This is a genomic window from Nocardioides seonyuensis, from assembly GCF_004683965.1.
GTDB lineage: Bacteria > Actinomycetota > Actinomycetes > Propionibacteriales > Nocardioidaceae > Nocardioides > Nocardioides seonyuensis.
This window is the reverse complement of sequence record NZ_CP038436.1, coordinates 2181596-2203657: the sequence shown is the minus strand read 5'-3', so window position 1 is coordinate 2203657 and position 22062 is coordinate 2181596. Positions and strand designations below refer to the sequence as shown.

At 65.8% G+C, this 22062-nt stretch carries 22 protein-coding genes; 8 read left to right on the top strand and 14 right to left on the bottom strand.

Annotated features, from left to right (window positions below):
- Positions 1-498: 498 nt before the first annotated feature.
- Entirely contained in the window at positions 499-738 is a 240-nt protein-coding gene (locus EXE58_RS20485; protein ID WP_135267876.1) for an endonuclease domain-containing protein, read from the top strand.
- Positions 739-830: 92 nt separating this feature from the next.
- On the opposite strand, the gene EXE58_RS10710 is transcribed toward EXE58_RS20485, so the two are convergent.
- From EXE58_RS10710 to EXE58_RS10700, 3 genes are read right to left on the bottom strand one after another with little or no spacing between them, the layout of a single operon-like run.
- On the bottom strand, positions 831-1175 hold the full coding sequence (locus tag EXE58_RS10710; protein WP_135267875.1) for a type II toxin-antitoxin system PemK/MazF family toxin: 345 nt from the start codon (positions 1173-1175) through the stop codon (positions 831-833).
- A complete protein-coding gene (locus EXE58_RS10705; RefSeq protein ID WP_135267874.1) occupies positions 1168-1407 on the bottom strand; it encodes a toxin-antitoxin system protein in 240 nt (79 codons plus the stop codon). Before EXE58_RS10705 ends, EXE58_RS10710 begins: the two co-directional genes overlap by 8 nt.
- Before the next feature lie 40 nt (positions 1408-1447).
- The gene (locus tag EXE58_RS10700) at positions 1448-2272 is read right to left on the bottom strand and encodes a beta-keto acid cleavage family enzyme (RefSeq protein WP_135267873.1); all 825 of its coding nucleotides are present in this window, start codon (positions 2270-2272) and stop codon (positions 1448-1450) included.
- 109 nt (positions 2273-2381) lie between these two features.
- Here EXE58_RS10700 and dtd point away from each other — a divergent pair, with 109 nt between their 5' ends.
- Genes dtd through EXE58_RS10685 form a run of 3 tightly spaced genes read left to right on the top strand, consistent with a single transcriptional unit; the run spans position 2382 to position 4739 of the window.
- Positions 2382-2810, top strand: coding sequence for a D-aminoacyl-tRNA deacylase (gene dtd, locus EXE58_RS10695; RefSeq protein WP_135267872.1), 429 nt, complete (start codon positions 2382-2384; stop codon positions 2808-2810).
- A gap of 10 nt (positions 2811-2820) precedes the next feature.
- Complete coding sequence (gene gmd, locus EXE58_RS10690; RefSeq protein ID WP_135267871.1) at positions 2821-3801, top strand: GDP-mannose 4,6-dehydratase; 981 nt, start codon at positions 2821-2823, stop codon at positions 3799-3801.
- The gene (locus EXE58_RS10685) at positions 3798-4739 is read left to right on the top strand and encodes a GDP-mannose 4,6-dehydratase (protein WP_135267870.1); all 942 of its coding nucleotides are present in this window, start codon (positions 3798-3800) and stop codon (positions 4737-4739) included. Before gmd ends, EXE58_RS10685 begins: the two co-directional genes overlap by 4 nt.
- Here EXE58_RS10685 and EXE58_RS10680 read toward each other — a convergent pair.
- Together EXE58_RS10680 and EXE58_RS10675 are read right to left on the bottom strand one after the other, a co-directional pair.
- Positions 4727-5080: a phosphomannose isomerase type II C-terminal cupin domain gene (locus EXE58_RS10680; RefSeq protein ID WP_135267869.1), complete on the bottom strand. Its 354-nt coding sequence runs from the start codon at positions 5078-5080 to the stop codon at positions 4727-4729. The two genes, EXE58_RS10685 and EXE58_RS10680, sit on opposite strands and share 13 nt — an antisense overlap.
- A 31-nt stretch (positions 5081-5111) precedes the next feature.
- A complete protein-coding gene (locus tag EXE58_RS10675; RefSeq protein WP_167288808.1) occupies positions 5112-6257 on the bottom strand; it encodes a glycoside hydrolase family 16 protein in 1146 nt (381 codons plus the stop codon).
- A 115-nt stretch (positions 6258-6372) separates the two neighbouring features.
- Between EXE58_RS10675 and cysD the strand changes: the two genes are divergently transcribed.
- From cysD to EXE58_RS10655, 4 genes are all read left to right on the top strand, one after another.
- Positions 6373-7287 carry a sulfate adenylyltransferase subunit CysD gene (gene cysD, locus EXE58_RS10670; protein ID WP_135267867.1) on the top strand — a complete coding sequence of 305 codons (915 nt, stop codon included), beginning with the start codon at positions 6373-6375 and terminating at the stop codon, positions 7285-7287.
- A complete protein-coding gene (cysN, locus tag EXE58_RS10665; protein WP_135267866.1) occupies positions 7287-8582 on the top strand; it encodes a sulfate adenylyltransferase subunit CysN in 1296 nt (431 codons plus the stop codon). Before cysD ends, cysN begins: the two co-directional genes overlap by 1 nt.
- Positions 8583-9079: 497 nt before the next feature.
- The gene (locus EXE58_RS19515; protein WP_167288806.1) at positions 9080-9637 is read left to right on the top strand and encodes a polysaccharide pyruvyl transferase family protein; all 558 of its coding nucleotides are present in this window, start codon (positions 9080-9082) and stop codon (positions 9635-9637) included.
- 47 nt (positions 9638-9684) lie between these two features.
- On the top strand, positions 9685-10956 hold the full coding sequence (locus EXE58_RS10655) for a hypothetical protein (protein ID WP_135267864.1): 1272 nt from the start codon (positions 9685-9687) through the stop codon (positions 10954-10956).
- On the opposite strand, the gene EXE58_RS10650 is transcribed toward EXE58_RS10655, so the two are convergent.
- The 9 genes from EXE58_RS10650 to EXE58_RS10610 all read right to left on the bottom strand — a co-directional run bounded on the left by EXE58_RS10650 (position 10957) and on the right by EXE58_RS10610 (position 21903).
- Positions 10957-12324 carry an O-antigen ligase family protein gene (locus EXE58_RS10650; RefSeq protein WP_135267863.1) on the bottom strand — a complete coding sequence of 456 codons (1368 nt, stop codon included), beginning with the start codon at positions 12322-12324 and terminating at the stop codon, positions 10957-10959.
- A 563-nt stretch (positions 12325-12887) separates the two neighbouring features.
- Positions 12888-14024: a DUF6772 family protein gene (locus tag EXE58_RS10645; protein WP_135267862.1), complete on the bottom strand. Its 1137-nt coding sequence runs from the start codon at positions 14022-14024 to the stop codon at positions 12888-12890.
- Positions 14025-14242: 218 nt separating this feature from the next.
- Positions 14243-15289, bottom strand: a complete 1047-nt coding sequence (locus EXE58_RS10640) for a glycosyltransferase (RefSeq protein WP_135267861.1) — start codon at positions 15287-15289, stop codon at positions 14243-14245.
- Entirely contained in the window at positions 15289-15981 is a 693-nt protein-coding gene (locus EXE58_RS10635; protein WP_135267860.1) for an acyltransferase, read from the bottom strand. The genes EXE58_RS10640 and EXE58_RS10635 overlap by 1 nt, the downstream gene beginning before the upstream one ends.
- Positions 15978-17036 carry a glycosyltransferase family 4 protein gene (locus EXE58_RS10630; protein ID WP_208543976.1) on the bottom strand — a complete coding sequence of 353 codons (1059 nt, stop codon included), beginning with the start codon at positions 17034-17036 and terminating at the stop codon, positions 15978-15980. The genes EXE58_RS10635 and EXE58_RS10630 overlap by 4 nt, the downstream gene beginning before the upstream one ends.
- The gene (locus EXE58_RS10625; RefSeq protein ID WP_135267859.1) at positions 17024-17902 is read right to left on the bottom strand and encodes a hypothetical protein; all 879 of its coding nucleotides are present in this window, start codon (positions 17900-17902) and stop codon (positions 17024-17026) included. Before EXE58_RS10625 ends, EXE58_RS10630 begins: the two co-directional genes overlap by 13 nt.
- Before the next feature lies 1 nt (position 17903).
- Positions 17904-19043: a Gfo/Idh/MocA family protein gene (locus EXE58_RS10620; protein ID WP_135267858.1), complete on the bottom strand. Its 1140-nt coding sequence runs from the start codon at positions 19041-19043 to the stop codon at positions 17904-17906.
- Between the two features lies 1 nt (position 19044).
- A complete protein-coding gene (locus EXE58_RS10615) occupies positions 19045-20196 on the bottom strand; it encodes a DUF1972 domain-containing protein (RefSeq protein WP_135267857.1) in 1152 nt (383 codons plus the stop codon).
- A gap of 72 nt (positions 20197-20268) precedes the next feature.
- Entirely contained in the window at positions 20269-21903 is a 1635-nt protein-coding gene (locus EXE58_RS10610) for a sugar transferase (protein WP_208543975.1), read from the bottom strand.
- Between the last annotated feature and the right edge of the window lie 159 nt (positions 21904-22062).

Genomic DNA, 22062 nt, shown 5'->3' with positions numbered 1-22062 from the left:
GCTACGCAGGGCCGTGGCCTGTCGCCGGGTCCTCCATGTGTCGCGGGCGCGCTACGCCCTGCCAGCCGCTGACCACGCGCGAGCCCTCGCCCTCGAGGTCGGCGGCCACCTGAGGCTGCTGTCAGCCGCAGCCCACTGGGGATGGAAGGTGAAGTGGTCGGCGAGCTGGCCGCAACTGCTGGTGGCCGAGAAGCCGAGCGACCCGGTCGAGGCCGAGCTGTCGTACGGCACGGCGGAGTGCGATGGTTGGGCCACCTCTCGGCTCCAGACGGTGCTCGACTGCGCCGCCGACCTCCCCTTCGACGAAGCCCTGGCGGTCGCCGACTCTGCGTTGCGCAGCGGCGACGTGACGCGCGAGGAGCTCGACGGGACGCTCGGCGCTGACACCGCGCCGCTCGTGCGTCGCGTCCTCGAGCACGCGACGCCGCTGGCCGCCAACCCGTTCGAGTCGGTGCTGCGTGGCATCCTCATCGAGGCAGGCATCGACGTCGTGCCGCAGTGGGCCATCACCTCGGCGCTGTCACCTTCCACCCCGACCTCGCCGACCCGTTCACTGGCCTCGCGATCGAGGCCAACTCTTGGGCCCACCACGCGAGCAAGGCGGACCACGACGAGGACTGCGTTCGCTACAACGCGCTGGTCGTCGCGGGCTGGACCGTGCTGCGGTTCACGTGGGAGCAGGTGATGTTCAGTCCGAGTGAGGTCGTGGCCACCGTGCGGGCAGCCTTGGCCCTGTGAGGGGCCACTCAGGCGCCACCTCAGTCACACCGCCGGCGTGTCGCGATCGTCGTACGGCGTGTCGTCGCCGCAGCGCCCGGCTTGCGGCCCTCTCATGGCAGATCGAGGAAGTCACGCAGCCACTGATCGATCTCAGCGAGACAGTCGACGTCGACACGACCCGAGGCTCTGCTCAACCTGCTGCGACTGATGGTGCGTGGCTGCTCGGTGAGCGCCCAGCTCGGCTTGCGGAGGTCGAGCCGGCTGCCGCGCAGCTGCACGTGGTGTGGCCAGTCCCGGTCGACGGTGGTGACCGGCAGGACGATGACCAGATCGGGCACGGCATCGAGATAGCCGTCCGACGCCACGACGACGGCAGGTCGCTCGCCCGCTCGCTCTCGGCCACGGGTGGGATCGAAGTCCGCCCAGACGACATCCCCTCGACGAACCTCACGCATCCGCCAACCCATCGGTGCCGGTGGTGTCCCAGTCTGCGGTGATCTCCGAGTAGTCACGATCCGCGTCGGCAGAGTCATACGCTCGGCGCACAGCCTCGAGCCGTTGTTGCCGGGCATGCTCGCGCGTGAGGCGGGCGAGGAACTCAGCAGCAGTCAACCCTTCGGCCCGCGCAGACTGCATGACGGCGTCACGGAGGTCCTTCGGCACCTTGATGGTAGTCATGGAAGTCATACCCAAAGTATACGCCCCAAAGTATACGCCCCCGCCATACTCAGGCCAGGCCGAGCAGCTCCCGGCAGTCAGCGGGCGACATGGGTTCGCGCTGCGCGAGCTGCCCGAGCTCGACGGCGCGCGTCACCAGCTGGGCGTTGGACTCGACGGGCACGCCGCGGCTGATGGTGAGGACGTCCTCCATGCCGACGCGCAGGTGGCCGCCCATCGAGAGCGACGCCAGCGCGACGGAGAGCGTGGAGCGCCCGATGCCGGTGGCCGACCACGAGGTCACCTCGGGCGGGAGGGCGTTGACCCCGGCGACGAGCGCGGGGGCGGTGCCGGGCATCCCGCCGGGCACCCCCATCACGAAGTCCACGTGGGCGCGGCCGCCGCGCGGGGTGCCGTACTCGCGGAAGAGGCGGCCGAGCGCGTGCACCTGCCCGAGGTCGAACAGCTCGAACTCGGGGGCGACACCCCGCTCGAGGGCGAGCTGGTAGAGGTCCTTCACGAACGGCCACGGGTTGAGGAACACGTCGTCGCCGAAGTTGGTGGTGCCCATCGTCAGGCTGCACGAGTCGGGCTCGGCGTCGAGCACCTTGAGGCGCTCGTCGAGGGGGTCGTGCACGGAGCCGCCGGTGGAGAGCTGGACGACGAGCGAGGACGACTCGCGCACCGCGGCCACCCACTCGCGCAGCAGCGCCTGGTCCAGCGTCGGGGCGTGCTCGGAGTCGCGGACGTGCAGGTGGATCATCGCGGCGCCGGCGGCCTCGCAGTCGGCGGCCGTGCGCGCGATCTCCTCCGGGGTGGTGGGAAGCTGCGGGCAGTCGGCCTTGGCGGTCTCGGCGCCGGTGGGCGCGACCGTGATCAACAGTGGTGCGGACATGGCGCCATCGTGCCAGCCGCCGCTCCCGCTGGTTGAGGAGGTTGGCAGACCAACCCAGCCGCTGGTTGAGGAGGTTGCGCACCAACCGTCACGAAACCAAGGTTCTCCCATGCGCGCAGTCATCCAGCGGGTCCTCTCCGCCCACGTCACGGTCGACGACGAGCAGGTGGGCGGCTTCGACGAGCCGGGCCTGCTGGTCTACCTGGGCGTGACCCACGACGACGGCCCCGACGAGGTGGCCTGGCTGGCCCGCAAGGTCTGGGAGCTGCGGCTGCTGCGCGACGAGCGCAGCGCCAGCGACGTCGGCGCGCCCGTGCTGGTCGTCTCGCAGTTCACGTTGTACGGCGACGCGCGCAAGGGCCGCCGCCCGACGTGGCAGGCCGCCGCCCCGGGGCCGGTGAGCGAGCCGCTCTACGACGCCGTCTGCGAGGAGCTCCAGCGGCTGGGCGCCCGGGTGGAGCGAGGGGTGTTCGGCGCCGACATGCGGGTGACGAGCGTCAACGACGGACCGATCACCCTGGCCCTCGACACCCCGTAGGGTTCGGCACATGCCTACCGCGCTCATCACCGGGATCACCGGCCAGGACGGCCTCTACCTCGCCGAGCTGCTGCTCGAGAAGGGCTACGAGGTCCACGGCCTGATCCGCGGCCAGAACAACCCCCGCCGCGCGCTGGTCGAGGACCTCGTCCCGGACGTGGTGCTCCACAACGGCGACCTGACGGACCTCTCGAGCCTGATGCGGGCGCTGCGCGACTCCGACCCCGACGAGGTCTACAACCTCGGCGCGATCAGCTTCGTCGCCTACTCGTGGGAGAACGCCTTCGTCACGAGCGACGTGACCGGCATGGGCGTGCTCAACATCCTCGAGGCCGTGCGCCTCCATGCCGGCGACGACCCGTCGCGCATCCGCTTCTACCAGGCGTCGAGCTCGGAGATGTTCGGCAAGGTGCAGCAGGTGCCGCAGTCCGAGGAGACGCTGCTGTGGCCGCGCTCGCCCTACGGCGTGAGCAAGGTCTACGGCCACTACATGACGATCAACTACCGCGAGTCCTACGGCATGCACGCCTCGTCGGGGATCCTCTTCAACCACGAGTCGCCGCGCCGCGGCCCGGAGTTCGTCACGCGCAAGATCAGCCAGGCGGTCGCGCGCATCCACCTGGGCCAGCAGGACAGCATGGCGCTGGGCAACCTCGACGCGCGCCGCGACTGGGGCTACGCCGGCGACTACGTCGAGGCGATGTGGCGGATGCTGCAGCAGGACGAGGCCGACGACTTCGTGATCGCCACGGGCGAGACCCACTCGATCCGCGACTTCCTCGACGCTGCCTTCGGCCACGTGGGCATCGACGACTGGGCCAAGCACGTGACGCAGGACCCGCGCTTCATGCGGCCGGCCGAGGTCGACCTGCTCATCGGCGACGCCTCGAAGGCGAGGGAGAAGCTCGGCTGGGAGCCAAAGGTCTCCTTCCCCGAGCTCGTCGCGATGATGGTCGACGCCGACATCGCCGCTGCCAAGGCCGGCTGGTGACTCGCGCCTTCATCACCGGGATCGGCGGCCAGGACGGGAGCTACCTGGCCGAGCGGCTGGTGGCCGAGGGTGTCGAGGTGCACGCCCTGGTGCTCCACGCGGACGGCCAGCCGGCCTTCTGCCCGTCGGAGGTCACGCTGCACGTCGGTGACGTCGCGGACGTCGAGGCGACGCGTCGCCTGCTGCTCGACCTCTCCCCCGACGAGGTCTACAACCTGGCCGCGATCAGCTCGGTCGCCCAGTCGTGGGACGAGCCCGACCTGACCGCACGGGTCAACGGCCTCGCCGCGGTCGCGCTGATGGAGTCGGCGCGCCAGGCAGGCGACCGGGTGCGGTTCGTGCAGGCCTCGAGCGCGGAGATCTTCGGCGAGGTGGCGTCCTCACCCCAGTCCGAGGAGACCCCTGTCCGGCCGGTCAACCCCTACGGCGCCGCGAAGGCCTACGCCCACCTGGCCGCAGGCGTCGCGCGAGCGCGTGGACAGCGCGTCTCCAGCATGGTGCTCTACAACCACGAGTCGCCGCGTCGCCCGGAACGGTTCGTGACCCGCAAGATCACCTCGACGGTGGCAGCGATCGCGCGTGGCCAGGCCGATCACCTGGCGCTGGGCAACCTCGACGCGCGCCGTGACTGGGGCTGGGCGCCCGACTACGTCGACGCGCTGATGCGCGCCGCCCGCTCGGACGAGCCCGGCGACTTCGTGGTCGCCACGGGCCAGGCTCACTCGGTGCGCGACTTCGTGGCGGCGGCGTTCTCCGCGGCCGGGATCACCGACTGGGAGCCGCTGGTGCGGGTGGACGAGCGATTCGTGCGGCCGGCCGACCCGACCGAGCTGGTCGGCGACTCCTCGCGAGCCCGCGGGGTTCTCGGCTGGACCCCGACGGTCGACTTCAGCGAGGTCGTCGCCCGGATGGTCCGTGCGGACCTTCAGGCCTCCTGACGGCCGTAGTCGTCCTCGAGCCGGGTGATGTCGTCCTCGCCGGTGTAGGCACCGTGCTGCACCTCGACGATGACGAGCTCCTGGGAGTGCTCGTTGCTGATGCGGTGAGGCTGGCCCAGGTCGACGTCGACGGAGTGGCCGGGACCGCACACGACGGTCTCACCGTCGATGGTGCAGGTGGCGATGCCGAAGATGACGACCCAGTGCTCGGAGCGGTGCTCGTGGGTCTGGTACGACAACCGCTGGCCGGGCTTCACGTGGATGCGCTTGACCTTGTAGCCGGCGCCTTCGTCGATGATGTGCCAGGAGCCCCAGGGGCGCTCCTCGGACTTCTCGATCATTCTTCTCCTACCGTCGGAATCTCGGACGAACTTACCCTGCCGGGGTCTCCCACACGCGCGCCCAGTCGACCTCCATGGTCTGGGGCAGCTCCTCGGAGTGCTCGAGCTCGTAGTCGGAGGAGAGCAGCGACAGGATCAGGAACTCCGGCTGCGCAGAGGTCTTGCCCTTGAGCCGGTGGGTGACCTGCCCGTCGATGCGGAAGACGTACTCCTTGGGCGTCCACTCGACGGAGAACACGTGGAACTGCTCGGACCAGTCGTCGCCGTAGTCCTCGGCGTCCTCGATCCAGCCGCCCTGGGTGTTCTTCTTGCCCGATGGGTCGGACCAGTAGGTGAAGCTGGTGAGACCACCTTGGGGGTGGTCGTCGCCGAAGTACTCGATGACGTCGATCTCGGCGCCGGCCTCGGGTTGGGTCGGGCCTACCCCGCCGCCGGGGCTCTGGATCCAGAAGGAGCCGTGCTGCCCGCGGTCCTCGTGGAACTTCACACGCGCCGCGGCGTAGCCGTAGGTGAAGGAGTAGGAGTGCTCGGTGCCCACGTGGCCGTTGAGGCGGTAGTCGTACTGCTCGCCCTTGACGGTGCACTGCTCCTTGTCGGGGTCGTCGAGCACGCTGAGCTTCAGCACGCCGTCGCTCACCTCGGCCGCCGCGGGGTCAGCCTTGGAGCACTGGCGGACGCCGATGTAGCCCTGGTCGCGGGTCCCCCACGTCGGCTTCTCCCCGGAGAGGCTGTCCTCGTCGAAGTCGTCGACGAACGACTCCGCGGGGGCGTCCTGGGTCGTGACGGCGTCGCCGATGTCGCCGTCCTCGCCCTCGGTGACGACGTGCAGCTCGCCGTCGGCGGTCGTGGTCAGGGTGGCGCGGCCCCGCTTGTCGAGCTCGGCCTCGTCGACGGTCTCCCACTCGTCGTCCTGGAGCGCCAGCAGCCGCACCGCGGCCCCTGCCTCGGCGTCCTTGACCTTCGCCTCGACCACCCAGGCAGCCTCGTCAGCGGCGAGGGTCTCGTCGCTGGGCTCCGCGGCCAGCTGCGGAAGCACCCGCGCGGTGACACCCTCGGAGTCGTACGACGGCGCGCTCGCCGGCTCGCTGTCGGGCTCGGCGCCCGAGCAGCCTGCGAGCGTGAGTGCTCCGAGCAGGGCGGCGACCAGAAGTGGGCTCGACTTGTGACGTGGGCGCATTCGCAGAAGTCTGGCTGATGACGCGAGTCCCGGCGAATCCATCCCGAATTCGACGCGCGGTGCCGCGTGGCTACGATGAGGGTTGCTGTCCCGACGAGAGGCACCTCCAAACGCCATGACCCAAACGCACTCCGACTACCAGCTGAGTCAGCTCGACCAGCTCGAGGCAGAGTCGATCCACATCTTCCGTGAGGTCGCCTCCGAGTTCGAGAAGCCGGTTCTGATGTTCTCCGGCGGCAAGGACTCCATCGTCATGCTCCGGCTCGCGGAGAAGGCCTTCTTCCCCGCGAAGGTGCCCTTCCCGCTGCTGCAGGTCGACACCGGCCTCGACTTCCCCGAGGTGCTCGAGACGCGCGACTCGTGGGTCGACCGCCTGGGCGTCCGCATCGTCGTGGCGAGCGTCGAGGACGCCATCAAGGCCGGTCACGTGGTTGACGACGGCAAGACCAGCCGCAACCGCCAGCAGATCGGCGCACTCCTCAACGCGATCGAGGAGAACGGCTTCACCGCTGCCTTCGGCGGCGGCCGCCGCGACGAGGAGAAAGCCCGCGCCAAGGAGCGCGTCTACTCCCACCGCGACGAGTTCGGCCAGTGGGACCCCAAGATGCAGCGGCCCGAGCTGTGGAGCCTCTACAACGGGCGCATCCACCCTGGCGAGCACATGCGCATCTTCCCGCTCTCCAACTGGACCGAGCTCGACATCTGGCACTACATCCACCGCGAGCAGATCGAGATCCCCTCGATCTACTTCGCCCATGAGCGCGAGGTCGTCGAGCGCGACGGCATGCTGCTCTCGGTCGGCAACGAGATCAAGCCCCAGGGCAACGAGCAGGCGGTGACCAAGATGGTCCGCTTCCGCACCGTGGGTGACCGCACCCAGACCGGCTGCGTCGAGTCCGAGGCCACTGACACAGCCTCCATCATCGACGAGATCGCCATCGCCCGCGTCACCGAGCGCGGCGCCACCCGTGGAGACGACCGTTTCTCCGAGGCCGCCATGGAAGACCGCAAGAAGGAGGGCTACTTCTGATGGCCGCCCCAGACACCCAGACCGAAGCCCACGACCCCAACGAGATGGACCTGCTGCGCTTCGCGACCGCAGGTTCGGTCGACGACGGGAAGTCCACCCTCATTGGGCGGCTGCTGCTCGACTCCAAGTCGATCTTCGAGGACCAGCTCGAGGCCGTCGAGTCGACCAGCCAGTCCAAGGGCTACGACTACACCGACCTGGCGCTGCTGACCGACGGACTCCGCTCGGAGCGCGAGCAGGGCATCACCATCGACGTGGCCTACCGCTACTTCGCGACGCCCAACCGCAAGTTCATCATCGCCGACACCCCCGGCCACATCCAGTACACCCGCAACATGGTCACCGGCGCCTCCACCGCCGACCTGGGTCTCGTGCTGGTCGACGCCCGTCAGGGCCTCACGGAGCAGTCGCGCCGCCACGCCGTTCTCCTTTCGCTGCTGCGCGTCCCGCACCTCGTGCTCGCGGTCAACAAGATGGACCTCGTCGACTGGTCGGAGGAGGTCTACGAGAAGATCCACAAGGAGTTCACGACCTTCGCGACCAAGCTCAACATCCCTGACCTCGAGGTCATCCCGATCTCGGCTCTCCAGGGCGACAACGTCGTGAACCGCTCCGAGAACACCCCGTGGTACTCCGGCCCGACGCTGATGCACCACCTCGAGCACGTGCACGTCGCCTCTGACCGCGACCTGGTCGACACGCGTTTCCCCGTGCAATACGTCATCCGCCCCAAGTCCGACCAGTTCCATGACTACCGTGGCTACGCCGGCCAGGTCGCCGGCGGCGTGCTCAAGAAGGGTGACGACGTCGTCGTCCTTCCCTCGGGCATGCCCTCGAAGATCGCGAAGGTCGAGCTCTTCGACACCGAGGTCGCCGAGGCCTTCCCGCCGATGTCGGTGACGGTCCACCTCGAGGACGACGTCGACGTCTCGCGCGGCGACATGATCGCCCGCCCCAAGAACGCGCCCAAGCCCTCGCAGGACATCGACGCGATGATCTGCTGGATGACCACCGAGCCGCTGCGTCCGCGCCAGAAGCTCGCCATCAAGCACACCACCCGCACGGGCCGTGCAATGGTCAAGGACATCCAGTACCGCCTCGACATCAACACGCTGCACCGCGACCAGGAGACCAACGAGCTCGGTCTCAACGAGATCGGCCGCGTCCAGCTCCGCACCACCGTGCCGCTGCTGTGCGACCCCTACGCCAAGAACCGGACGACGGGGTCGTTCATCCTGATCGACGAGGCCACCGGGGTAACCGTCGGTGCAGGAATGATCAACAGCGGCAACTGACTGATCCATCACGCATGGCAGTGACATATTCTTGAGCGTCGTGGGGATACGGTGGCTGAAGGGTGCCGACTCATAAGCTCAGGTACCGCCCGGGGGCGTCGGCAATCGGTAAGGCACTGACCTTATGACGAGGACGCGCTACCGGGACGACCACATCCGGTGGCGCATCATGCGCACGAAGCCAAGACGGGACCATGAAGCCTCCGATCAAGCTCTACTACTGGTCTCCATTGCGCAGCCCCAATGACCTCCAGTGGTTAGTACGCAGCGAATGGCGTGCGTGGCGTCAGATGAGTCGCCATGGCTCACACGCCATCCGGAACTTTGGTGACGAGCTGTCGACAAGAGTGGTGGAGGTGGCCACTGGTCGCGGAACACGGTGGGCGGCCCCCAAACGCGCAGAGGTATTCGCTATTGGTTCCATCTTGGAGCACCATCACGCAGGGCATAGCCCTAGCGTCATCTGGGGGTCCGGGCTTCGTTACAACTCGCGTCCTGTGGGCCACGCACCCACTCTTCTCGCCGTCCGAGGCGCGCTGACGCGCGAGGTCTACGGGGAATCTGCTGATCTGCCCTTGGGGGACCCGGGACTGCTCGCACGCGCGTTGTACAAGAGCAGGTCGCCACGCAGCAAAGTGATCCTCCTGCCCCACTTCTCCGCGTTCGGCACTGTTTCTGGGCGGCAATCGATCCAGGCAGGGGCAGCCAAGGGCATGCACGTCCTGCCGCCGACTCTCGCCGTGGATGACGTCTGCCAAGCCATAGCGGACGCCAGGCTCGTGATCACCAGCTCGCTCCACGGCCTGATCGTCGGTCATGCCACGCGAACCCCCACGATCCTGTGCACGTTCGGCCATACCCAGGAACCCGACTTCAAGTATTTCGACTACATGAGTCCGTATCGTCGCTCACCGACGCTTGTTCCCTTCTCACACTTACTCGAACACGGTGTACGGAACTGGGAGGAAGCGGCAGCGGAGGAGGTCGAAGCGGTGTCGGACGAGATTGACGACCTGATCGAGGGATTGCTCGCTGCAGCTGGGCCACTTCGTTGAGGGGTGCGAGCATCCGAGGTGTGCGGGAGCAATTGGCCCGAGCGAGCATGCCAGTCATTCAGCTGGGGTCGGGGCTGGCTGGCTTCGTCGCCTGGTCGGTGGCATCCCAATTCACTGACTCGGACAGTTTCGGCCGCGCGTCGGCGGTGCTTGCATGGGCGATGGCCTCGTACCTTCCATTGACGCTGGGGCTGCCGTTCGTGCTCGGCAGCTTCGCCCGACTGGTGGAAGGCCAAAGACTCGATGCTCGGGCCCTGTGGACGATACGTCTTACCGTTTGCACAGCCGGTGTCGTTGCGCTAATCGGGCTGGTTGTGGCCTTGGCTGGCGTGGCATTCACAGCAGTGGGCAGTCGCTATTCTTTTCTGTCCGGGATCCTCGTCCTGACCGCGCTGGCATGCTCGTCCGTCACACTCCAGCAGCAGGCGCGGATCCACTCAAGGCCGCAATGGATGCTTTGCACTGTCACGCTCAATGTCGGCCTACCGCTGGCCTGGATTGCAGGCGACCTGGCGACGACTACCGACCCTCGGCGCGATCTCTTCGTCAGCATTCTGCTGACGGCGGCGTGTTGGGGCCAATGCGCCCTGCTCATCCGTTCTGAAGCAGGTGCCATGAGGCCGGCCCTGCCCATTCACGCCCTCCGGTCAGCGCTCGCCTTGGCACTCCCAATGGTTCCGCACCTCCTGTTTTTCGGTGCACTGATGCAGGGGGCCCGCTTAGCACTGACCTTGCAGGGAGCCGGCTCCAGCGACGTTGCCGCGGCCGCTTCGCAGATGCTGCTCGTGGGCGTCGGCCTTGCCGTGGTCGGGGGCGTGCACGGCCTCCTTTCCGTCGACCTCCTCCGTACTGCCGTCCACACCTTTCCTGATCGCTTCGATGGATTCGCCCTTCGTTATGGAGTCCTCGGACTGGCCGCATCATGCGGAGTTCTCCTGGCTCTTCTCACGGGAGCCAGCGCCGTGCTAGACGATATGCCGGACCTGACGGCGCTGGACGTCGCTGCAATGACCGCCATCCCAGCAGGTATGAGCTCGTACTACCTGCTGAGCACTTTGGTTGTTCGCGGCGAACGCACCAAGATGCTTGCGATCGTGTCCGGCACGGTAACGCTCGCCTTCTTCAGCGCGAGCTTGGTACAAGGTTGGTCATCGATACACGCCTTTCGGGCATTCGCGTGCGTCGTGTTGATCCTGCAGATCCTCGTGCTTCCGGTTGCCGCCCTGTCATCGCAGTTGCCCCAGAGCCAACTTCTCCGCGGCTTGATGGTGACGTGGCTCGGTTTGCTTCCCACGCTGGTGGCCCTTGCCGTCGGCTAGTCAGCTACGGACTGAGCCGCCGACCGACGTGGAACTTGCCGTCGCGGCGGAAACCGGGGGCACAACGGACAGATCGCCGAACTCTTCGTCATCATTCTGCCCCCTCGCCAAGGTGTATGCGAAGCCAGTAACCAGCATCCATGGCACCAGAGGCCGAGCCATCATGCCCCACCCTGTCCAGGTGATCAGCAGCAAGCCCGGTGCGGATGCGACGAGCACTCGGCCGTAGGCACCAGCGACACCCTGGCGACGCCTCGCCGCCCAGCCACGCACCCAGGCTTGGACGAAGGGCAAGAAGAAGATGGCCGCGCCGAGCACGCCCAACTCCACTGCAGCAAACAGGTACACGTTGTGCACGACCCATCCGATTGCCGCCATCTGGTCGGTCGGCCCCACGGCTGTGACATAGGTGTTCGCGCCGGTGCCTTGCCACGGTGGCGCGTCACTCAAGAAGTCAACGGCTGTTTGGAAGAAGCGAGCCCGAAACTCGCCGTTCTCGCCGGTGGCGAACCGCCTCACCCAAATGTTCCACGTCGAGAAGACGCCTGCTAGGACGAGTACAAAGAGCTGAAGGCGGTTGCTCCACCTGCGTCGTCCGGGGTCAAGTAATACAAACAGGAGCACCGTCGCAACACAGGCGACAGCGTTTGCCCGCCCGCCACTGAGACCCAAAGGAATGATAGCGAGGAGAACGATCCACAAGGCTACGCGACGCAAGCCTCGCTGGTCCGTAGCGAGCCACGGCAGGACTATTAAGAGGACCAAGAACATCATCTTGCCTATTGAACTGGGATGACCGAGCGTGGCGCCAGCGCGCCCTTCCAAGCTGTCGTCCTCCAGGATCACTGACGCAGCGGTGGGAAAAACTTCGACTCCCTGAGTTTGTGCGATGGCAACCGCCGCTTGGAGTGCGACGATGACGAGGAGCCATGTCAGCAGAATGCGCGGGCCACGGGGGTGGACCTGCATCTGTTTCGCCACATACGTCCCGGCCACCCAGGCAAGGCACGCAATGCCTAGGTGCAGCACTCCCGCGCGGACCTCACCCGTGTGAGGCCACACAAGCACCGACCACACAGCCATGAAGACCAGAAAGGGCATCACCGTCGCCCAATCAGGGCTGGGACCGCGTAGCAGGAGGGCCATCAGCAGCACGAGGAGGACGACCACCGTGTAAGTGGCAATTTGTGGCTCTGCGCCAGTGATGCCAACTCGGTAGCGGTCGATCACCGTGGAGCCGAACAAGGTCACGGGCAGGACGAAGACACTGAAGAACAACCCCCCGCAAGCCACTTGCAGGCGGCCAACGCCCGTGAGCATCACGCCGACCGTGAACGCGCTCAGCACGGACATCAGCTCCAGAGACACTGCAGGATCCTTTCGGCGCTGAGAGATGGCGCTCGTCGCCCAGTTGAACCCGCGCAAGAACGCGGCATCCGGAGGTCGCTAATGCACTTGGGCGGTCAGACTCAAGCGTAGCCCCGGATTCATCCCGCCTGTGAACAATGGTCGCAGCCGCACGCGATGGCGCAGCGTAGTGCAGCGCACCGTCCGCTGTAGTGCTACGGGAAGACCTGACTCATGGGTGGCAACCGTGCTGAAACCGTCGGCGTCGACACCCTCAAGCCCGGGGCCTTCCCAACCTCTCCCCTCCCTGCAGTTGGCCGCCAACTCTATGACTGAGTAGGGGACCCACGTCGCGGCAAGGTACTGGAAGTTGGCACCGGCCTGCTCCACCGCGTACTCGAAGCGAGCGCCGAGAGACCACCATTGAGGATCACCCACGACCCCCTCGATCCGCATGGTCCAAGACACCTCGTCGCCGTAGGCACCGAACTCCAGTCGGTTCGACGGTTGCACAAGATCGATTACCGTGCCCGCGGCGTCGACCACGCCTTGGCCCGGTGTCACCAGCAGATGTGTCTTCCCAGTCATGCAAGCACGTCCCCCTGCGTCAGGATCAGGTTGTCTGCGGTGAGCACGTTGCGCATGTACTGGGGATGTCGAGAGGATCGCCCGAGAGTGACACCCGCGTTCAGACCCCCCGCAAACGAAGCCTGTGCCGAGCCTGCCTGTGGTGCGTGGGACGGATCGACCCGCAAGCCACGCAGGTCGAACACCTTGTGGTTGCACTGTGCCTCAACGTAGCTACCCCGTCCCCCGTTGCCCGAAAGATCCACCGTCAGTCGGAGGTAGTTCCAGTTCCACTTGGCCTCATTCTCCCCAGCCACGGAGTGCAGGGAGTCCGGCAACACGACCGGGTCCCATCCATCATTGGGTATGAGTGCGAGCTCGGGTGAGCCGGACGGGTGACCTGTGTCGACAACGTAGAAGTGATAGAAGGCACGACTCGTTGAGTCCCATGCCTGGACGTCCAAGTCGAGGCCCCAAGCGGAGTAGGCCATACCTCCCGATCCCTCAACGTCGGCATCGCCGGCATGCGCGAACCAACCCGAGAACGAAAGAAGACCACTTTCTCGCACCATGCTCATGTTGCGATAGGTGCTTGTCGTGTTACTCAGCAAGCCCGGTTGGTACGGAACCGCGCCAGTGGACAATTGCAGAGAATGTGTCCCGCTATGTATGGGGTAACGCGTCAGCCCTACGGTGGGGGTTTGACTGTAGGAACCCTGATGGTCGCGCCAACCATCGAAGCTCGGGCCTGAGAAATCGCTGTGGAAGAGGATAGAACCTCGATGTAGCAGGAGGCCACTTTCACTAGACAGAACGTCAGGGGCGACCGCGAAGGGAAGTGAGATGGTGTAGGGCGTTTCCAACAACTTTCCGCGAAAGGAGAGCCTGACCTCGTCACCCCGCATGCTGCCCTTCACAAAGGTATTGCCCATGGCCTTCTCCGTGAGATGAGCGGCCAGACCGAGAGGACCGTTCTTTACCGCCGATGCGGGCACGTCGCGGGCGAATACAAGGAGCTGCTTGTTTCGGGTAAACCCCGCCCAATTGCTTCTCTCAATGAATGGTCTCATCTTCTGGCCCGGCTCGAGATCATCAATCATCAGCCTCAGCCGCTTGCCCTTGCCCCTTCCGGTGCCCTTGCGGATGTCAGCCACTCGCACAACAACTCCACCAGGCCCTAGCACGAGGTCTCCTATGCGGATATGTCGTACCCGGTACATCCGGGGGCCAGCACTCGATCTCTCGAGAGCCATGCCCAGCGCGCCAGCGACGGCTCCTGAGCCGATGATGGAACGCCCGAGGAGTCGACGGGTAACGGCACTCACATACATCAACTCCTATGGCGAGACGAGGCGCGGACGGCGGGCGCCACTCACTGGACCTGCATACCGGCGAGCAGGCCCGCCACTTCCGCCGAGAAGGCCTCTTGCGAGAAGCGGGTTGACAGGGCCTGCCGTGGCGTGGGGACCGGCCACTGTTCGTCGAAAAGGCGATCGATCGGAACGATGGCAGATCGGAACTCGGGTGCGAAACCGGCGCGGACGTGTTCGGTGCCGAAGACGGGTAGTCCGTACGCCAGCGCCTCGACAGCCTTCACCTTGATTCCGCTCCCGTGCTCGATGGGAACCACCACGGCGTCGATGTCATCGTAGAAATCACGCACGTCATCCACCGGGCCGAGCACTTCCAGCCCGTGCCCCCAGCTGCGAACCTTGTCCGAGCCGAAGCCAGCTACGACCAGGTCTACGTCCTGAGCCTCGAGACGGCGTCCGAACCGCTTGAGAAAGGCCCTGAGTGAGAGTTCGTTCGGTGGGTAGTCAAGGTTGGCAATGAACCCCAAACGACGACGTGGATGGTCGGGCCTGGGAGCACATGGAGCGGAATCCAGCGCGGCCACGGGAGTGGGAATCCACCTGCTCCCGAGCGAGGCATGGAGACCCATGTCGGCGAGGTCCGCGTAGCCCGCAAAGGCATTCCACCGGCTGGAACAGGCCCATCGACGCTCACGACGCGCCCAAAGCCTCGACTGCGCGCGCCCCCCGATGACAGACAACCGCCCCTCGTCACCCATGTTGCGGGCCGCGTCTGACCACAAGTCCATCCAGTCCAGGACCAGCTTCGAGCTCGGCACTCTGCTCAAGGCGTCGTCGAACACTGCAGGCACCGTGGCCACGATCAGGTCTGCGTCCAATGCCTCATCGGGCAGGGATCGTTTGAGGGGCATCGGGAGGAACGCGCGCTTGATGGACGACAGGCTCGCGCCCTTCTTCACACCCCCCCCGATGGTCCAGAGACCGACCACACGCGTGGCGTAGCCGAGCTCACCCAATGCCTGCTCCCATGCAGTGATCCGTAGGCCGCCGCCGTCGGGACGCATGTCTTCACCCGAGTACCAGTAGACGATCGACGCGGAACGCATCAGCCACGCGCCTCCGACGTCTCAATGTTGCGTACGACTCTGGCAGGTGATCCCGCCACCACGGTGTGGGGGGCGACGTCCGCGGTCACGACCGAGCCGGCGGCGACGACGACTCCTTCGCCGATCGTTACCCCGGCAACCACGATCGCTCCTGCACCGAGCCACGAGCCACGTCCGATCAGAACCGGCCCCGGCTGCTCGCCCTGCTCAATGACGGGGAGCTCCGGGTTCTCGAAGTTGTGGTTCTCGGAGAAGATCTGGACCCCTGGCCCCAGAAGCACATCTTCCTCGATCGTCACGCCCCCACCGCCATGAATGAAGTTCCGGGCCCCCACGGCTGCTCGACGACCGATGGTGATCCCCGCGCCCAGGCGCCGCACGCCGCCGGAGGCACGCAAGATCGCGCCCGTGTCAAGAGTCACGCGATCACCGAGGTGGATGCCCTCGTGCGATACGGCCATGATCTGCACGCCCTGGCCGATCGACACTGCTTCGCCGACGCTCAGGAACCTCTTGCCCTGCAAACTCACTCCGGGCGCGATGTATGCGTTCACGTATCCCCGACGCAGCGCGTTTGCGCGCCACGCGAGCTTGCGGGCCACGAAGGCGAGCAGAGCGCTGCTAGGGAGCGTCTCGTCGAATCCCCCGAGTCCGCGGTTTCGCGAGTACATGGTCTCGATGATGGCCCTCATCGGCGGGGGGTCCTTGACTCCGTGATTGCCTGTCGGATGCGCCGGACCACGCTCGACCACGGGTCCGGGTCCGAGCTCGACGTGGGATCGACGGCCACGATCCTGCCCATCGCCTCACGCATGCTCTCCGGACTCCGGGGATCGAAGTAGACGGCAGCCATTCCCAACTCACGAAACACCGGGATGTCACTGGCTGCGACGGGGAGGCCGAAGTGGCGGGCCTCGACAAGGGGCAGGCCGAAGCCCTCCTCCATGGACGGGAACAGCAGCGCGGCGGCGTTCTCGTAAAGCCAGCGCAGATTGGCGTCCGATGCGCTTGCCAGCACGACCACACCTGTGTGCGCACGAATCTCATCTGTACGGCCGTCCACCGCGCCGACGAGGACTAGATCGTGTGTCTCAGACGTGGATGACGCGGCGTAGGCCTCGACAAGGCGTCTCAGGTTCTTGCGTGCGTTGAAGCGGCCCACAGCCAGCATGAACGGGCGTCCCGGCCTGGGCAGCCCTGGGTCCTTGGCCACGGAAGTCGCGAGAGCCACCGGAACGGAGAGGCCCACGGTGCGGATCCGGTCTGCCGTCTCTGGCCAGAGGCGGCCGATCCGGCGCGCCTCTGAGTGAGACGAGGTGAGGACGATGTCGGCCGCGCGCACGCTCGGGCGGATCAGGGACAGGTAGAGCCTTTCGGGTCTGGTGAACCATTCGGGGTGCTCGACGAATATGGCGTCCTGGACAAACACGGCGCTCACGCCACGCGAGCGGCGCTGACTCGCGAAATTCTGCGTGAGAGTCGCGTCGAATGGGCCCCCTGACCTACCACTGGCCATGGCCCCCACGCCGTGGAACTTCGCCGCCCAGCGTGGCACGGGGGCTAGCTCCACGCCAGGAGGCAGGGGCAGGACTGCTTCGAGCTCGCCTCGGGTCGCATCCGGATGGACGGACATCACCAAGTCGTCATCAGGGAACTCGCTCGCCCACGCCGTGACCAAGGACTGGACGACGTTACGACCCGAAGGTGGGCCGTCGATCCACCAGTACGCGTCGATCAGGATGCGCACGCGGTACTACCCCAGTACTGCTCGACGAGCTGAACGGTCGACTCGATGTTGGTCCGACTGGACGCTCCGAAGACGATCGATTCCAAGTTGGGGAGACCCGCCACCCACTCGATCGCCTCCTCGGGACGAATGGCACCCGACGCGTAGACCGACATGGCGATCGCGCGGAACTTGCGGTTCTGCATGGCATCGACGTAGGCGTCGACACCGCCGGACATCCGGAAACCAATCTTGTTGATGTTGGCGCAGACGATCGGGTTATCGATCCCCACTTCGTCGAGTGCGTCGAGGAGCCTCGGAAGGTTCATCGTGATGAATCCGGGCTCGGCGCCGTACTTGGTCCGAACGTGGTCGGAGAAGATGCGGAACGCCTCGTTGAAGCCCAAACCGAGAAGCAGATCCACCACGACGTTCTGCAGGAATATGACTGGCGTTCGGAGGCCCTCGAACATCCTCATCTCGGCGTCGATGAGGAGCGTCGTCACGCCCTCGATGTCCTTCTTCGCGAGCGACTTCCCACCCCGCAGCGCCGCATCGAAGAGCCCGCCGTCCGGCAGGAACTGGCGGACCGCGCTCACCATGCCGACCTCCGCCATAGCGTTGGCGTACTTGTGGGCGTAGGGCATGCACGGGAAGAAGACCTGGTCGGCGTACCGCTCAGGCTGCTGCCGCATTCGACTGGTCACCTCGGCAATGCGGTCGTGGGTCGTGCACATGAAGGTGGTGACACCGGCGTCGTAGGCGGAGTCCAGGACCGACATCACGTTGTCGATGGACTGGAAGCGCATCGCCTGGGCGCGCGCCTTCTCCTCAGACATGTGGTTGACACCGAAGAACTGGTTGTCTCCAAAGAGCAGGCGATCCATGTCAGCCCCTTCCAACGTTGCGAACCGAGCGACGCGCACGCAGGCGATTCCGCAGCCGCGACAGGAAGCCAGGAAACGCATCCGTTTGCCCAACCCGCGGGGTTAGGATCCCCACCTCTTCCGGCACGCCGCCCTTGCTCCGCGCGATAGCGGCGAGGACCTCGTCGGTGCCTGCGGCGTCGACGAAGTCGCCGACTCCCCGCACCTCGCCACTCTCGATCCGCTTGACCCAGGCATTGAGCTGAGCGGAGTACTCCTCGCCGCGGACATAGAAGTCCACCTCCTCAGTCAGCTCGGTGGTGTAGCGCACATTCCATCCCGGGCCATAACCCGGAGGTGCTTTCGAGGCGTCGCGTAAATAGACTTGGCACTCCTGCCGGTCGACGTTGATCCGCCCGTTGGTACCCCAGATGGTCACCTTGGTAGTCATCTTCCGCTGGGACTCATCCGACCAGCTGACCGAGAGCTGCCCGCTCGGCCCATTAGCCCACGTGAGGCTGGTGAAGACCTCGTCCTCGGTTTCGGCGGAAAAGACATGGCCGAGCACGGTCCCACTGATGTGGTCGGGCTGCCCGAAGTACCAAGTGAGCAGATCGAGCGGGTGCGCCGCGTAGTCGTAAAGAGCCCCACCACCCTCGTCCTTCTTGCTGCGCCATGTGCCGCCCTTGGGCTTGAGCACGACCGGGCCATAGGCCTCCGCGAGCGCGTGAGACACCTTGCCGATTGCCCCCGACTCCAGGAGCCGCTTGACCTCGCCGAAGGCCCCGACGAATCGATTGTGGTAGCCAACCTGGGTGACGAGCCCGCGCTGGACGGCGAACTCCGCCAGCGCCCTCGAGTCGACCGGGTCCAAGCAAAACGGCTTCTCGCAGAACACGTGCAGCCCGCGCTCGAGACAAGTGCGCACCATGGGCGCGTGGAGCCGCGATGGAGTAGAGATCACCACCGCCTCCACAGCGGTTGAGTCGAGCATCTTCTCGAAGTCGGTGAACGTCGCGGCACCGGTGTACTTGTGGAGGACGTCGAGGACGTAGCCGCTCGAGTCACAAACCCCCGTGACCTTGACGGAGTCATGGGCATTGATGATCGAGTAATGGGACATCCCCATCTTCCCGAGTCCGATGATCCCTACGTTGACCACGTCATACCTTCCTGGTGCCACGACGGCGATTTATTGTGTGCAGGAGCAGGGTTTCGTACTCACCCGCGACCTTCTCCCAGGTGAATTCATCCTCGAAGCGATCCCGAGCGGTCAAGCCTAGTTCCGTCTGTAGTCCTGGCTCCGTGAGCAGCCGCTCGGTGGCGTCCGACACGTCCTGGACGCTGCGGAAGTACAAGGCCGACCCATCAGCGACCCACCGGTTGTACTTGTTGTCGTGTGCGATCACCGGATTGCCCGCGGCCAATGCTTCGACGAGCGAAGGATTGGTCCCACCGACGGTGTGTCCGTGGAGGTAGCCGCGCGCGTGATACCTCAGCGACTGGACGACGTTGGGGTCGTAGATGGCCCCGAGGAACATCACCTCGTCGCTGGCAGCCTCGACGACTGCCCGATGATACTCGTCGTTCGCAGCGTCGTAGGCACCGAGGATGGCCAGCTTCACGCCGCGCGGCCGCGCAGAGAACCCCTGCACGAGTTCGAGGATGGAGTTCTCGGGAATGGGGCGCGCGATGATAGTGAGGTACTCCCCCGACTCTAGGCCCAGTTCATTCACCGGCCCTGTGGGCGCGTCCAGCAACGGGTAGGCGCCATATGTGATGGTCGTGATCTTGCGCGCGGGCGCACGTGTCCGGAGATACGTGTTGAGCTCAGGGTGATCTGCGATCAGTTGATTTCCCACCCAGCATCCGATGCGCTCATTGACGTACAGGATCGCTTGGCGGAGTCTCCCCCACCGGCTTCGGGACCACTCGATTCCATCCATATTGATCACATTTGGCACGCGTCGAAGCCGTTGCCAGACGTTGAAGATCGCGGTGTTGTAACCGAACGTCAGGCAGAGGTCGCGGTGCTTGACTGCGTGACGGATCGAGAGAAAGTCGAAGCGGGCCGTACCTAGCCAACCCTTGTCGGGGACAGAGATGTTGACGCGTTCGATCCCACGCCACAGATCCTCGTAGATTGGTCCTTCGTGGTCTGTCTGGCAGTAGACCACCACTCGCCACCCTCGCTTGACGAGGAAGAGAGCCACGTTCTCGGCGGCGGTCTCGAATCCGCCGTAGTTGGCTGGCACGCCGTGTGTGCCGAGGATGCGGACTGTCGGCCGTTCGTCCTTGGTGAGGTGTGAAGACAAGAGAGCTTCCTAGTTGAGCGCGGGCAGTACAGGCTTCGGCGCGGGTCGTCGGCGCGAAGCATTCGCGACCAATCAGTAGGCCCCCTGGCCCCTCGCGACGGCACGGATTGTGCGCAACATGATCATGAGGTCTCCCGTGATGGACCAGTTGTCCACGTAGGCCAGGTCCAGGCGCTCGGCCTCTTCGAAGGACAGGTCGCTGCGCCCCGAGACCTGCCAGAGCCCGGTCATTCCGGGGCGGACGTACATGCGACGACGCATCCGGTCAGAGTACTTGGCCACTTCGGACGCCAGCGGCGGCCGGGGTCCGACGAGACTCATGCTGCCGCGCACGACGTCGAAGAGCTGGGGCAGTTCGTCGAGCGAGTAGCGGCGAATGAACCGTCCCACTGGGGTCACCCGAGGGTCCTGGCGGATCTTGAAGAGGACAACCGTCTCGTTGTGCTCGCGGAGCGCCTCGAGCTGCGCATCAGCGTCCGTCACCATCGATCGGAACTTCGTCATCCGGAAGGGCTGCTCGTGGCGGCCGATGCGCTCCTGGCGGTAGAAGACCGGCCCGCGGCTGGTCAGCTTGATGGCCACGGCGGTCACCAACAGGACCGGTGAGAGCAGCACCAGCAGGAGCAAGGCAGTGATGGTGTCGAAGAGCCTCTTGCCGACGCGCCCCGCGCCGGCGTACTGCGGCTCCTCGACGTGCAGCATCGGCATACCCGACACGTCGCGCAGGTGCAGCCTGGACGAGGAGACGTCGAGGACGTTCGGCGAGAGGAACAGGTCGATGCCGGTTCCCTCGAGTTCCCAGGTCAGGTGACGCAGCGACTCGTGGCCCAAGTGCTCGGTGTCCGTGACGACGACCGCGCGGGCGCCCGATGTCTCCAGCGCCTCGGCGAGGTCGACGTTCGACGACATGATCGGCACGTTGCGCAACCCGCCCTCGAGCATGGCGTTCAGCGGCATCTCCTCGTCCGGCACCCAGACCCCACGGACCTCGTAGCCGGCAGACGGATGCTTGGCGAACCATCCCGCCAGCTGGGCAGCCGAGCGCTCCCCGCCGACTACGAGGACCTGCGACAGCGCCCGGCCCTGGGCGCGCGCCCTGTGCAGTCGGACGCGGGCGACCTTGCGCTCGGCCAGCAGGCCCAGCAGTCCCAGCGGGAAAGCAGTGGCGAGGTAGACGCGGGACGCGTCAACCTTGAACAGGAGGGAGAAGATGGCGAGAGTCGCGAAGGCGCGGAAGGTCGCCACGATGACCCGGCGGTATTCCTCCGCGCCGTGCCCGATGATCTTCGGGCTCCTCGCCTGGTGCACGTGCAGGCTGAGCCACCACAGCACTGCGAGTCCGGCTCCGAGGACTGGGTAGCTGAAGTTGAGGCCTCCGACGCGAGCCTCGCCCAACCCGAAGCGGAAGACCTGCGCCGCGGCCAGTGCGACGAGCAGGACGCAGAAGTCGCCGATGACGAGCGTTCGGACATACTTTGCGCGCCAGTGGCCCACCAGCGCCTCGTCGGGAAGCAGGGCCACATCCGAGTCAGGGCGTTCTTCGGTCGCTGGGTCCACGGCACGCTTGATGCTGCGGTGCGTGCGTGCCTCCGACATATGTCCCTGCCCCCGTTGATGTTCGAATCGTCCGGGCTGTGGTGACGTCCCGCCGCCAACCCAACGCTCACGACCGTAAACGCATTCCTCGCGCTGTTCGGCCGGTTCCACGAAATTTGGAGTAGGACTCTCACCACAGGCTAGTTGCACGAGCGATCTGACTGAAGGCTTAACCGGATACCTCTTGACCGCATACCCTGAGGGGTGAAAGGGAGGCGCCGTGAGAGTGCGACGGGGGGATCTGCGGCAGGTCCACGTCAGGGAGGGCCG

Excerpts from the sequence above, each read along its gene's own strand:
- EXE58_RS10710 (WP_135267875.1), bottom strand. The coding sequence starts at position 1,175 with ATGCGTGAGGTTCGTCGAGGGGATGTCGTCTGGGCGGACTTCGATCCC.
- EXE58_RS10705 (WP_135267874.1), bottom strand. The coding sequence starts at position 1,407 with ATGACTTCCATGACTACCATCAAGGTGCCGAAGGACCTCCGTGACGCC.
- EXE58_RS10700 (WP_135267873.1), bottom strand. The coding sequence starts at position 2,272 with ATGTCCGCACCACTGTTGATCACGGTCGCGCCCACCGGCGCCGAGACC.
- dtd (WP_135267872.1), top strand. The coding sequence starts at position 2,382 with ATGCGCGCAGTCATCCAGCGGGTCCTCTCCGCCCACGTCACGGTCGAC.
- gmd (WP_135267871.1), top strand. The coding sequence starts at position 2,821 with ATGCCTACCGCGCTCATCACCGGGATCACCGGCCAGGACGGCCTCTAC.
- EXE58_RS10680 (WP_135267869.1), bottom strand. The coding sequence starts at position 5,080 with ATGATCGAGAAGTCCGAGGAGCGCCCCTGGGGCTCCTGGCACATCATC.
- EXE58_RS10675 (WP_167288808.1), bottom strand. The coding sequence starts at position 6,257 with ATGCGCCCACGTCACAAGTCGAGCCCACTTCTGGTCGCCGCCCTGCTC.
- cysD (WP_135267867.1), top strand. The coding sequence starts at position 6,373 with ATGACCCAAACGCACTCCGACTACCAGCTGAGTCAGCTCGACCAGCTC.
- cysN (WP_135267866.1), top strand. The coding sequence starts at position 7,287 with ATGGCCGCCCCAGACACCCAGACCGAAGCCCACGACCCCAACGAGATG.
- EXE58_RS10655 (WP_135267864.1), top strand. The coding sequence starts at position 9,685 with ATGCCAGTCATTCAGCTGGGGTCGGGGCTGGCTGGCTTCGTCGCCTGG.
- EXE58_RS10640 (WP_135267861.1), bottom strand. The coding sequence starts at position 15,289 with ATGCGTTCCGCGTCGATCGTCTACTGGTACTCGGGTGAAGACATGCGT.
- EXE58_RS10635 (WP_135267860.1), bottom strand. The coding sequence starts at position 15,981 with ATGAGGGCCATCATCGAGACCATGTACTCGCGAAACCGCGGACTCGGG.
- EXE58_RS10625 (WP_135267859.1), bottom strand. The coding sequence starts at position 17,902 with ATGGATCGCCTGCTCTTTGGAGACAACCAGTTCTTCGGTGTCAACCAC.